Raw genomic sequence first — 11750 nt, forward strand, 5'->3', positions numbered from 1 at the left:
GGTGAGCACGAAGGCGCTGTCGTAGTCGCTGAGCACATCCTTGAACTTCTGTTCCTGGTAATTGATAACCGTTTCAGCACCAAGCGATTTGACGAGTTCCTCGCCCCGGGGTGACGCTGTGGTGGCCACCGAGGCTCCCATCCAGACGGCCAGCTGGATGGCGAGCGTGCCGACTCCACCCGCGCCCCCGGAAATGAACACCCGGTCGCCGGGGGTGATCGCCAGCTCACGCAGCCCCTGCAAGGCCGTGAGACCGGCGAGCGGAAGGCCAGCCGCATCCTCGAAGTCCAGGGACTGGGGCATCCTGCCCACGAGACTCTCGTCGACCACCGCGTACCGGGCGAATGCGCCCAACTTCAGTTTGTCCACTCTCGCGTACACCCGGTCGCCGACCTCGAATCGGGTGGCCCCAGCTCCGACCGCCTCCACCACGCCGGACAGCTCACTGCCTGCCACCAATGGCAGGTCGAGATGCCACACCGGCCGCGCCGCACCTTGCCGAACGCTGTAGTCCACCGGGTTCAGCCCGGCGGCGCGCACGCCGATGAGCACCTCGCCATCGCCTGCTGTCGGCTCCGGGACCTCGCGCAGTTGCATCGCGCGGGCGCCCCCATAACGAGTCAGCACATACCCCTGCACAGCGCCTCCACCACCCTTACCAGCTGAAATGTATGTATACAGCGATTACATTAGCCTCGAGAGTAAGCAGTGTCTACATCAGGTGGGTGTGATTCATGCCATCTTCGACAAGCGCGTGCCCGGCGCGTCATGCTCTCTCTGTGGCCTGGGTGGCGGTCGTGGCGTTGTCGGTGTCACGGCGATGTCACAGTGCCCGAAACCTCGGTGTCGGACCACGGACTTCTGCGGACGCATGGGAACTCTATAGAGCCGCCTGGTAAGCGAGCGGTCGTCAGTTCAACGCTGACCGGAGGCTCTAGGGTCTGTTGCGCGGCGATGGACCACTCACCGTGAGTGGAAGCGATGCTTCTCCTGCTGCGCCTTTCATCGCAACGAGCCAGCGTCCATTCACGTTGAAGGTGAGTTGAAACTGGAAGCAGGCAAAGCCCGTGTCCGCGTTCGTTAGGTTTGCAGGCAGCTCGCGATGCATGTGCAGGGGTTGTCCACCGTCGGGTGGCGAGACCTCTATCACAACCAGGCGATCTGTACCACCGGTGTCCCCCTGGGTCAGCACCACGATGTCAAACTGCGCTGTTCGGTCGGGGCCGACTTTGTACTTAGATATCACGCCGCCTTGTACGTTCAGCTTGTTGTTAAACGCTTCGGTCTTCTCGGCCAGGAACGCCCCGCTTATCCTCATGCTTCCCAGTATGCGTAAAAACCTCTGCGCGGTACTGGGATTGGCGCTACGTCCATCCACGAGATCGCGCCGATACCGCCGGATACGGCCTCGCCAGCTTTACAGAGAGACGTCTATTTGTAAAGATGCATCGGTGGCGGACAGGGTAGTACGGGTTCTCGGCTTGGCGGCGCATTTGGGCCGTGGAATGCAGCGTGTGGCAACCGATGCCGTCATCGGTCGGATGCGCTCGCTGCCATGAACGGTCAGCGGCCTTGACGCGCAATCGCTTTCGCGCATCATAGGACGCCGAGTGACTTCGGTGTCGGTGATCGGTGCGCTCAAGCAGTCGCTGTCGTAGAGGTCGGCCAGGCCGTCGTAGGTTTTCTAGCCATGAAGCTGACCGTTCTTGGTAGCGGTGGATGGATTCCCACCAGCTCCCGGCAGACGAGTTGCTATCTGATCACCTCCGGCCCCGAAGCTCTGGTGCTGGATGCCGGAACGGGTCTGGGCGCGCTGCACATCAACCCGTCGCTACTCGATGGTGTCGAGACGGTGACCGTAGTGCTCAGCCACTTTCACCTCGACCACGTGACGGGGCTCGGCTTCATCAGCGCGCGGGGGCTGGGCGGCCGGGAACTGACAATCGCCGGCCCAGGCTCGCTGTCCTACGGCCGGCCCACCCGCTCGATCGTGGAGGAACAGCTGCTCGCTTCCCCGTTTCAGACGGCCTCACCGGTCGCGCCTGTGCGCTGGGCGGAGCTGGGTTGGGACACGTTGAGCTTCGCCGGGCACGAGGTCGTGACGTGGGAGCAGACCCGGCACACTTTGCCCTCGGCGGGTTTCCGGGTGGGTGATCGTTTCGCCTACTGCACCGATACCGAGTTCGACCCGGAGACCATCCGCCGAGCGGCGGGCGTGACCACGCTGCTGCACGAAGCGTGGGAGCCGGTCCACGCCGAGCGCGGCCACACCTCCGGTGACGAGGTCGGCATCATCGCCGTCGAGGCCGGCGTCGCACGCCTCTTACTCACGCACAACCACCCCGTCCCCGGCGTACCCGAACGCACGGCGGCCGCCGCGCAGGCGCGGTTCGCCGCTGCTGTTTCAGCCACTGACGGGGCGGTTCTGGAGCTGTAAAGTGCCGAATCGTGACCACGATTTGGTCACAACGGTGGCCGAAGAGCACGACCTACTGCAAGATGTTGTCGCTGGTAAAGGCCTTTTTGACGGGCTGGTAAATCCACAGCCGTTAGTTGGCCCAGTGCACGCTACACAGGAACCTGCCGCATACTGGATACCAAGATCTATACCTAGACCGCGCACATTGCAACCCGGGGGTCACGCGCGGCACCCATAGACAGTCGAGGTTGTAGTGACAGACCTGCAGCGATCCAGCGCTAAGCACCGCCATCGTGCGGCGCCGCCCGCGGTGCAAGGCCGCGGGTTTATCGGTGCCTTCTTGGCGTTGGTGGCGCTGGTCGTGGTGGTGGCGACCGGGTCGGGATGGTGGATGGCCCACGGCGTACTGGGCGGGATCACCGTCTCCCAGGCGCTGAGTTCCGAGGATCCGAAGTCCACCGGCGACGCGATGAACGTCCTGCTCATCGGGCTCGACTCGCGAAAGGACCAAAACGGCAACGACCTGCCGTGGACCCTGCTCAAACACCTGCACGCCGGCGACTCCGACGACGGCGGCTACAACACCAACACCTTGATCCTTGCGCATGTCAGCGCCGACGACCGGGTGACCGCGTTCTCGATCCCCCGGGACGACTGGGTGAAGTTCTCCGGTGTGCCCGGCTACAACCACATCAAGATCAAAGAGGCCTATGGGCTCACCAAGCAGTACGTCGAGCAGAAACTCATCGACAAAGGTGTGAGCGACCAGAAAGAGCTGGAGACAAAGGGCCGCGAAGCCGGCCGCGCTGCGACGTTGAAAGCGGTGCGGAATCTGACCGGAGTGCCCATCGACCGCTTCGCCGAGGTCAATCTCGCCGGCTTCTATGACTTGACCCAGAGCTTGGGCGGCGTCGACGTGTGCCTGAAGCACGCCGTGTACGACTCGTATTCCGGTGCCGACTTCCCGGCCGGACCGCAGACACTGGACGCCGAACAGGCGCTGTCATTCGTCCGACAGCGACACGGCCTGGAAAACGGTGACCTGGACCGCACCCACCGTCAGCAGGCTTTCCTTTCGTCGGTCATGGGCAAACTGCAGAATTCGGGCACGTTCACCAATATCAGCAGGCTCAAGAGCTTGATGGCGGTGGCGCGCAAAGACGTCGTTTTGTCGTCGGGCTGGGATGAAGACCAATTCCGCCGGATGGGCGCGCTGGCCGGCAGTGGGATCCAATACCGAACGCTGCCCGTGGTGCGCTACGACAACATCAACGGTCAGGACGTCAACATCATCGACCCCGCCGCGATCAAGGCCGAAGTGACCGCCGCATTCGGCGACTCCTCGTCGGCCACGTCGCTGCCCTCCTCCACCGAGCCGAGCCCGTCGACTGTGGTCGACGTGATCAACGCCAGCAACACCGGCGGGCTCGCCAGCCAGCTAGCGCACACGCTGAAGAAAGACGGCTACACCACCGGTGCGATACGCGACCGCGTGCGCGGTGAACCCACCACCACCACGATCGAGTACGCCCCCGGCGCCGAGACCGACGCACGCAGCCTGGCGACGGTGCTGGGCATCGATGCACCTGACAAACCGAATCGCGCGTTGGAATTCGGGCATGTCGAAGTCATCGTCGACGACAACTACTCGGTGCCATCCGCGTCCCAGAACGAAACCTCGTCGGCCTCAAGTGAGGACGAAACCCCTTCGGCCTCAAGCCTTTCCGGAAGTTACGGCTACCACCAATCAAGCACGGAATCCGACACCACCGAGCCGACTCCCGATCGGGGTGCACCGATCGACGGTGGCGGCGTGCCCTGCGTCAACTGAGCTCGGCGGCATCCTTCCTCAGCAAAAATGCCAGCACGGCGCTTTCGAAAGCCTCTTTCGCCTCGATCATCGTCCAGTGGCCGCAGTTGGGGAACACGTGCAATTCGGCGTTGGGAACGGTGCGCATTGGGAGCAACGCCATGTCCAGCGGGCTGACCCGGTCATCGCGGCCCCAGGTGATCAGCGTGGGCGCCTTGACCCGGTGCATCATCGCCCACGGCTGCGGCCCCTTCGACGACTCCATGGCCCTCGTCAGCTGTGCGAAGGCTTCGCTGCTGTACATCCGCCGCGCCCCGGCCAGTGTCTTCGGGTCGGTGGCGTGAGTCCACCGCTCCTCGATGAGCTCCTCGGTCACTGTCGCCGGGTCGTAGACCATCGAATGCAGCCAGCGGACCAACCGCTCCCGGCTGGGCTCGTCGGTGAACTCCTGCAGCAACCGGATGCCTTCCGGCGGTCCCGGACTCAGGATGTTGCGACCGATGCCGCCGATCGTGACCAGCCGATGCACCCGCTCGGGACGAGCGATCGCGAAGTTGATCGCGACACCGCCGCCCATCGAATTGCCGACGATGTCGACGGTATCGAGGCTGAGCGCATCGACGAAGCGCACCAACGCATCCAGAGCGGTGATCATCGGGTGGTCGCCGAAATCGTCACTGACGCCGAAGCCGGGAAACTCCAAAATCAGACACCGAAAGAATTCGGCGAACGCGCCCAGGACGCCGCGAAAGTTGCGCCATCCCGTCACGCCCGGCCCGGAACCGTGCAGCAGCAACAACGGCGGTCCGGTGTCGATCAACCCTGCCTCGTGGTAGCGCAGAACGCCTGCGTCGGTGGTGATTTCACGCAACGTGTCCTCGTAAGACAGGCTTGAGGTCATCTGCGCCGCTCTCCCCCGCAAGCGGGAGGTGCCCCCACCTCATCGCCACCCCGCTCATTGTCGCCGGCGCTCGTCACGCGTGGGTTCCGCCGTCCACCCGGATTTCGGTACCGGTGATGAACGCTCCGTCGTCAGACACCAACATCGCGATGACGCCGGCGACGGCCGACGGATCGGCCATTCCGGCACCGCTGGATTTCACCGTGGTCGGCATGATCGGCATCAGCCTGGAAAAAAGCGTCCAGTCCGCGTCTTGAGGGATGTATCCGGCTGTGGCGTCGGTGAGTGCGGACTTGATACTGCCGGGCGCCACGCACACCGCGCGCAGTCCTTTACTCGCGTACTCGAGCGCCAGCGCATGGGTGAAGGACTGAACCCCGCCCTTGCTCGCCGCGTAGGCCGCCATGTACGGATGCGCGAACGACGCCGACGTCGAGCTGAAGTTCACGATTGCGCTGCGCGGATTCTGCAGCAGGGTCGGCAATGCCTCGCGGACGACCAGGAAGGTCCCGGTCAGGTTGACGCCGATGATCTGGTTCCACAGATCCAAGCCCATCTGCTCGGTGTGCGCGGCTCGCAGGATCCCGGCGGCGTTCACCAGTGAATCCAGGCCGCCCAACGTGTCCACCGCCGAGCGCACACCGTCGACCACCGATCTCTCATCGCCGACGTTCATCTCCAGCGTGGTCAGCCGGTCACCCGCCCCGATCTCCCCGGCCCGGGCGCGGGTCTTGTCCAGCCCGTCAGCGGCGACGTCGGCGGCGACCACCGCGGCGCCCTCGTCAAGCAGGCGCAGCGCGGTGGCCTGCCCGATGCCCGACGCGGCGCCGGTCACCAGGATCCGGTTGTGTGCTAATCGCTTCATCTGCACTCCTGTCTGGATTACTGGCCCAAAACGTATTTCAGGGTCGGCCCCGCGGTCCACCCGCCGTCCACCGCGATCTCTGCGCCGGTGACATAGGCGGCGTCGTCGGAAATCAGATAGCCCACCGCGCCGGCGATCTCCTCGGGCATTGCGACCCGTTCCATCGGCGTGTTGGGATAGTTGCCTTCACCGACGTGGATGCCGACATTCGCGGTCATCGGGGTGTAGGTCATGCCGGGGTGCACCGAATTGACCCGGATGCGATCGGAACCCAGCTCGACGGCGGCGATCTTCGACAATCCCCGCACACCCCACTTCGAGGCTCCATAGCCGGCAGTGAACGCCAGTCCGAACAGACCCGCCGCAGACGAGATGTTGACAATCGACCCGCCGCCGGCCGAGCGCATCGGCGCGATTACTGCCTGTAGACCGTTGAACACCCCGACCAGGTTCACCTCCAACACCGTCCGGAAGTGCGCCAGCGGCTCGTGCTCGAGGTATTGACCGGTCGACACTCCGGCGTTGTTCACCAAGCCGTTAAGCGCGCCGAACTCGGTGACGGTGAACTGCACCGCGTCCGACCACTGCTCGGGGTCGGTGACGTCGAGATGGGTGTAACGCGCCTGCGTGCCGAGCTCGTCGGCCAGCTGCTTGCCGTCGTCGTCGAGCAGGTCACCGAGCACCACGTTGCCGCCGCGGGCGACTATGTGGTGCGCGAACGCCGCGCCGAGCCCGCCGGCGCCGCCGGTGATGACGACGACCTTCCCGGCCAGCTGTCCTGAATTAATCTCCATCGCACCAACTTCCGCTTACTTGCCGGCCGCATGCCGGGCGCTGATGAAGCCGAAGACCATCGACGGTCCGATCGTGGCGCCGGCGCCGGCGTAGTCATTCCCCATCACCGCGGCCGAGGCATTGCCGGTGGCGTAGAGGCCGTCGATAACCGTGCCGTCGGCGCGCAACACCTGGCCATTGGCGTTGTACACCAACCCACCTTTGGTGCCCAGGTCCCCGGCCTGGATCCGCGCAGCGTAGAAGGGAGCGCGGTCGATGACGTCCATCGTCGGTTGCGGCAGGGTCGGGTCACCGTAGTAGTTGTCGTAGGCACTGTCCCCGCGGCCGAAGTCATGGTCTTTGCCGTCGCGCGCGAATCCGTTGAAACGGTTCACGGTTTCACACAAGGCGGAAGCGGGCACGCCGATCGCGGTGGCCAAGGCGTCGAGGGTGTCGGCGCGGCGCATCAGTCCGGAGGTGAACCAGTCCTTGGGGAACCGCTGGCCTGGCATCACTCCACCGAACTGGTAGCGGTTCTTGGCTTTCCGGTCGAACACGAACCAAATTGGGTCGTGTCGTCCGGCGAGCTGCCGGTGCACGAATGTGACATACGGCGCCGCCTCGTTGACGAAACGCCGGCCACTCTGGTCCACGATGATCGAGCGGGGAATCGACCGCTCCGACACCAGCACGCTCATTATGCTGTCGGGTCGCTGGAACGCTGGCATCCACCAGGCGTCATCCATCAAATCGACTGCGCCGCCGACGGACTGGCCAGCGGTGATGCCATCGCCGGTGTTGTCGGGTGAACCGGCGCTGTAGTTGTCCTTGCCGCCGTCGCGAAGGAATCGCTTGCGCATCTCGTTGTTGTGCTCGAATCCTCCGGTGGCCAGCAGCACACCGGTGCGTGCCCGAATCCGGATGACGGTGCCGTCGCGCTGGGCGCGCAGTCCAATCACGGCCCCGGAATCGTCGGTGATCAGTGACTGCAAAGGTGCATTGAGCCATAGCGGGATGCTCGCATTCTTGACGGCCAGGCGCAGACGGCCGATCAGCGCCCGGCCAAGCGTGTCCATATGCCGGCGCAGCAGAACGCTTTTGGCGGCCCGCCTCACGGTGTGCAAGGCCGCGCGGCGGCCCGACCAGGTACGCATCACCATGTTCAGCCGGGCGAATTCCTTTGAGGTGACGAACAGTCCGCCGGGCGTGGCCAGCGCGGCGGGCCGCAACTGCTTCTCGTCTTCGCCCAGCTTCTTCAGGTCGAAAGGCAGCGGCTCGATGGTGCGTCCCCGGGCGCGCCCCCCGGGCGCCTCCGGGTGGTAGTCGGAATAGTCTGTGCACCACTGGAATCGCAGATGTGGGCTGGCGTGCTCGAGGAACTCCATGGCCAGCGGCCCATTGTCGATGAATGCGTCGATGTTGGCCGTCGGTACCCGATCGCCTACGACGGCGTCGAGGTAGCTGCGGACGTCCGCTCGCGAATCCGCCAGGCCCGCACGTTTCAGGGTCGGGTTGTTCGGGATCCAGATGTTGCCGCCGGACAGCGCGGTGCTACCGCCGTACACGCCGGCCTTTTCAAGGATCAGGGTGTCCAGCCCGTGCGCGTCCGCGGTCAGCGCCGCGGTTAGACCTCCGCAGCCGGTCCCGACGACAAGGAAGTCGACCTGGTGATCCCAGGCCTCGTCCTGGTCTGCGGCCGGCATGGGGTTAGGCAACCACACCGGGTACGGCTTGCGTTCGGCGATTCCCGCCCAGCGGGAGGATCGGCGCCGAAGGAGTCGCAAACCCCGTACCGTCGGCGGCATGACCCGGACCGTCGATGTGGTGGTGGTGGGCGCGGGCTTCGCCGGGCTGTACGCGCTGCACCGGCTGCGCGCCGACGGCCTGACGGTACGGGTGTTCGAAGCCGCCGAGGGTGTCGGCGGAGTGTGGTACTGGAACCGCTACCCCGGCGCGCGCTGCGACGTCGAAAGCGTCGACTACTCCTACTCCTTCGACGAGCAGCTGCAGCAGGAATGGGATTGGAGCGAAAAGTACGCCACCCAACCCGAAATCCTTCGGTATCTGAATCACGTCGCCGACCGGTTCAACCTGCGATGTGATATCACTTTCGGCACCCGAGTCACCGACGCTGTCCTCGACGAGAGCACGCTGCGCTGGCAAATCCGCACTGACATAGGCGAAGTGGTGTCTGCACGTTATCTCGTGCTGGCCGTCGGTCCGCTGTCGAATGCCAACATTCCGGCGATCGACGGGCTGGAGTTGTTCAGCGGCGCTGTGTATCACACGGCGAACTGGCCACACCAGGGCGTCGACTTCACCGGCCGGCGGGTCGGGGTCATCGGTACGGGATCATCAGGCATTCAAGCGATTCCGTGCATCGCCGAACAAGCCCGACAGCTCTACGTGTTCCAGCGCAGCGCCAACTACAGCGTGCCAGCCGGCAACGTGCCGCTCGATGACGATGCGCGCCGTGCACAGAAGGCCGGCTATGCCGAGCGTCGCCGCATTTCGATGGCCAGCGGGGGCGGATCACCGCATCAGCCGCACCCGCTGCCGGCGCTGGAGGTATCCGAGCAGGAGCGCCGCGACGCCTACGAGAAACGTTGGCAGCTCGGCGGTGTGCTGTTCAGCAAGACGTTTTCCGACCAGATGATCATCATGGCCGCCAACGACACCGCCCGAATCTTCTGGGAAGAGAAGATCTGGGCGGTGGTCGACGATCCCGAGACCGCAGAATCACTGATCCCGAACGACCACCCGATCGGCACCAAGCGGATTTGCACGGACGACAACTACTTTCAGACGTTCAACCAGGACAACGTGACGCTGGTCAACTTGCGGGTGACACCGATCCAGCGCATGGATCCCGGCGGCGTAGTCACCTCCGCCGCGCGCTATGACCTGGACGCGCTGGTGTTGGCGACCGGGTTCGACGCGATGACCGGATCGGTGGGCAAGCTCAACATCGTCGGTCGCGACGGCGAAACGCTGAAGCGGGCGTGGGCGTCCGGTCCGGTCACCTACCTCGGGCTCGGTGTTCCTGGCTTTCCGAACCTGTTCAACATCAGCGGCCCGGGCAGCCCGTCGGTGTTGGCCAACATGGCGCTGCACTCCGAACTGCACGTCGACTGGATTGCCGATGCGATCGGCTACCTCGACGCGCACGGCGCCGTCGGGCTCGAGGCGCGTCCGGACGCAGCCGCCGAATGGGTCAGCGAGTGCGCTAGTCGCGCAGGGGGCGGTTTGATGCTGCGCGCGAACTCGTGGTACCTGGGTGCCAACGTTCCCGACAAACCGCGGGTGTTCATGCCGTTCGTCGGCGGCTTCGGGGTCTACGGGCAGATCATCGCCGAGGTCGCCGCCGCCGGGTACAAGGGCTTCCAGGTTCTGTAAGTGTCCCGGTGAGCGGTCAGCACCCATGCCGGGTGCCTCGTCGGTTGTTAGCCTTTACGGGTAGGACCAGCGCAAACGTCGCCTGAATCGGGGCTGCCGAATCTGCCGGCTACCAGTTGGGCAGTTCTGGGCATGCTCGCATTCGGCGAGGAGGTCTCCGGTTACGACCTCAAGAAGTGGGCGGATTGGAGCGTCGGCTACTTCTACTGGAGTCCGTCGTTTAGCCAGATCTACTCGGAGCTCAAGCGGCTGGAATCCCATGGCTATGCAACATCGCGAGTGCTGCACGACGGCGGGTTACGCGGGCGTCGGGTCTACAACATCACGCAATCGGGCCAAGACGCAGTCAGCAGGTGGGCCACCGAAACGCCGGCGGACCCGCCGATGCTCAAACATGGTGTGCTGCTTCGGATTTGGCTCGGACATCTGAATGATCCGGATCGGCTGAAGGAGATTTTGCAAGAGCACATCGCCTACGTTGACAAGATGCGGCAGCGAGTAGCGACCGATGCACAGGCTGCGGCCGAAGAACCGGCCTGGGCCTACCCCCGCATCGCCATGCAGTGGTCGGAGCGCTACTACGCGGCCGAGCGGGAACTCGCGCTACAACTGATCAAAGACATCGACGAGGCCGAGGCGGTGCTCAAGCAGGGCAAGCGCGACTCGCATGGCGCCTTCCCCACGCCGCGGCCCGGCCACTGGCGGGAAGTCGAAAAGCGGAAGCTGGCAGAGGATCCCAACCGTCCCTAACTGCGGGCCGGAGCCAGCCGTTTGAGCGCTAGGCCGCCTTCAAAGGGCCGGTAGCCGAATGCGGCCGGGGCCCGGTAGCCGGTGTCCCCGAGCGGCGTGCGCACCTCAGTCACCGTGGGCCCGATCTTGGCGGCGACGGACGTCAATGCATCGAGGTCGAACCGGTATAACCGACCGGCGTTGCCGCCAAGTATCTTTCGGCAGGCGTCCTCCGACTTGTCGTGCAGGGCCCAGCGGATGGCCAGCTTGGAGTGTGGCGTGAAGCCTTCCTCGTGCGGGTAGTCGCTGCCCCACATGATGTGCTCCGGGCCCATGAAATCGATCATCCCCGAGTCGAACGGCGCCAATTCGCTGGCCAGATAGCAGTTCCGCTGGACGTATTCGCTCGGTGTCATGGTCAGCTCGTCGACGGACGACCCACCGAACATCCCGTAGGTGCGGTTGCCGGCCGCGGACTTCATGGTGGGCACCATGGCGTCGAGGATGCCCAGTTGCCCCGGCACCCACAACGTGCCCTGCTCGGTAGGCACAAACCGCAGCGTCGGGTACCGCTCGAACACCCCGGCCAGGATCAGGTGTCCGAGGGTGCGATTGGCCCACAGCGCCATCTCGGTGACCAACACCGCGTTGGAGGCCGGCTGGTCCATCGGCATCTCTGGGCTACCGGCTCCCGCATGCTGCACAACCGTCAGGTCCAGATCCGCACAGAGCGCCCAGATCGGTTCGTAGCGAGTGTGGAACAGCGGTGCGACGTTGGGGTCACCGGGTGAGACTGGCGGGATGAGCACGCCGCCGAAGCGGTTCTGCTCGGCACCCCAGCGAATCTCTTCCAGGG

Annotated in this window: 11 protein-coding genes and 1 pseudogene; 4 read left to right on the top strand and 8 right to left on the bottom strand. The window is 64.7% G+C overall.

The window, feature by feature from the left end:
- The coding region (locus tag WAN71_RS23605; RefSeq protein ID WP_422227653.1) for an NADP-dependent oxidoreductase at positions 1 to 639 on the bottom strand (639 nt) is incomplete at its 3' end.
- 295 nt (positions 640 to 934) lie between these two features.
- Positions 935 to 1318: a hypothetical protein gene (locus WAN71_RS23610; RefSeq protein WP_422227654.1), complete on the bottom strand. Its 384-nt coding sequence runs from the start codon at positions 1316 to 1318 to the stop codon at positions 935 to 937.
- A 372-nt stretch (positions 1319 to 1690) separates the two neighbouring features.
- Here WAN71_RS23610 and WAN71_RS23615 point away from each other — a divergent pair, with 372 nt between their 5' ends.
- Together WAN71_RS23615 and WAN71_RS23620 are read left to right on the top strand one after the other, a co-directional pair.
- Complete coding sequence (locus WAN71_RS23615) at positions 1691 to 2437, top strand: MBL fold metallo-hydrolase (RefSeq protein ID WP_422227655.1); 747 nt, start codon at positions 1691 to 1693, stop codon at positions 2435 to 2437.
- 310 nt (positions 2438 to 2747) lie between these two features.
- Positions 2748 to 4250, top strand: coding sequence for an LCP family protein (locus WAN71_RS23620; protein WP_422227663.1), 1503 nt, complete (start codon positions 2748 to 2750; stop codon positions 4248 to 4250).
- On the opposite strand, the gene WAN71_RS23625 is transcribed toward WAN71_RS23620, so the two are convergent.
- From WAN71_RS23625 to WAN71_RS23645, 5 genes and pseudogenes are all read right to left on the bottom strand, one after another.
- Positions 4243 to 5130, bottom strand: coding sequence for an alpha/beta fold hydrolase (locus tag WAN71_RS23625; protein ID WP_422227656.1), 888 nt, complete (start codon positions 5128 to 5130; stop codon positions 4243 to 4245). The two genes, WAN71_RS23620 and WAN71_RS23625, sit on opposite strands and share 8 nt — an antisense overlap.
- Positions 5102 to 5188 (bottom strand): annotated as a pseudogene (locus WAN71_RS23630) (sirohydrochlorin chelatase); the annotation flags it as partial. The gene WAN71_RS23625 and the pseudogene WAN71_RS23630, both read right to left, overlap by 29 nt.
- Positions 5189 to 5203: 15 nt before the next feature.
- Positions 5204 to 5995 (bottom strand): SDR family NAD(P)-dependent oxidoreductase, encoded by a 792-nt coding sequence (locus WAN71_RS23635; protein WP_422227657.1) that lies wholly within the window; start codon positions 5993 to 5995, stop codon positions 5204 to 5206.
- A gap of 17 nt (positions 5996 to 6012) precedes the next feature.
- Positions 6013 to 6789, bottom strand: coding sequence for an SDR family oxidoreductase (locus tag WAN71_RS23640; protein ID WP_422227658.1), 777 nt, complete (start codon positions 6787 to 6789; stop codon positions 6013 to 6015).
- A 15-nt stretch (positions 6790 to 6804) separates the two neighbouring features.
- The gene (locus WAN71_RS23645; protein ID WP_422227659.1) at positions 6805 to 8472 is read right to left on the bottom strand and encodes an FAD-binding protein; all 1668 of its coding nucleotides are present in this window, start codon (positions 8470 to 8472) and stop codon (positions 6805 to 6807) included.
- Between the two features lie 100 nt (positions 8473 to 8572).
- On the opposite strand from WAN71_RS23645, the gene WAN71_RS23650 reads away from it, so the two are divergent.
- Both WAN71_RS23650 and WAN71_RS23655 read left to right on the top strand, forming a co-directional pair.
- Positions 8573 to 10165 carry a flavin-containing monooxygenase gene (locus WAN71_RS23650; protein ID WP_422227660.1) on the top strand — a complete coding sequence of 531 codons (1593 nt, stop codon included), beginning with the start codon at positions 8573 to 8575 and terminating at the stop codon, positions 10163 to 10165.
- Between the two features lie 132 nt (positions 10166 to 10297).
- Complete coding sequence (locus tag WAN71_RS23655) at positions 10298 to 10915, top strand: PadR family transcriptional regulator (protein WP_422227661.1); 618 nt, start codon at positions 10298 to 10300, stop codon at positions 10913 to 10915.
- Here the strand turns inward: WAN71_RS23655 and WAN71_RS23660 are convergent.
- Positions 10912 to 11750 (bottom strand): amidohydrolase family protein (locus WAN71_RS23660; RefSeq protein ID WP_422227662.1); only part of this gene is annotated, 839 nt, incomplete at its 5' end. The two genes, WAN71_RS23655 and WAN71_RS23660, sit on opposite strands and share 4 nt — an antisense overlap.

Source organism: Mycobacterium sp. (assembly GCF_049280035.1).
Taxonomy (GTDB): domain Bacteria; phylum Actinomycetota; class Actinomycetes; order Mycobacteriales; family Mycobacteriaceae; genus Mycobacterium.

Coding starts and splice junctions, on each gene's coding strand:
- WAN71_RS23645 (WP_422227659.1), bottom strand. CDS start 8,472: ATGCCGGCCGCAGACCAGGACGAGGCCTGGGATCACCAGGTCGACTTC.
- WAN71_RS23615 (WP_422227655.1), top strand. CDS start 1,691: ATGAAGCTGACCGTTCTTGGTAGCGGTGGATGGATTCCCACCAGCTCC.
- WAN71_RS23640 (WP_422227658.1), bottom strand. CDS start 6,789: ATGGAGATTAATTCAGGACAGCTGGCCGGGAAGGTCGTCGTCATCACC.
- WAN71_RS23610 (WP_422227654.1), bottom strand. CDS start 1,318: ATGAGGATAAGCGGGGCGTTCCTGGCCGAGAAGACCGAAGCGTTTAAC.
- WAN71_RS23635 (WP_422227657.1), bottom strand. CDS start 5,995: ATGAAGCGATTAGCACACAACCGGATCCTGGTGACCGGCGCCGCGTCG.
- WAN71_RS23655 (WP_422227661.1), top strand. CDS start 10,298: ATGCTCGCATTCGGCGAGGAGGTCTCCGGTTACGACCTCAAGAAGTGG.
- WAN71_RS23625 (WP_422227656.1), bottom strand. CDS start 5,130: ATGACCTCAAGCCTGTCTTACGAGGACACGTTGCGTGAAATCACCACC.
- WAN71_RS23650 (WP_422227660.1), top strand. CDS start 8,573: ATGACCCGGACCGTCGATGTGGTGGTGGTGGGCGCGGGCTTCGCCGGG.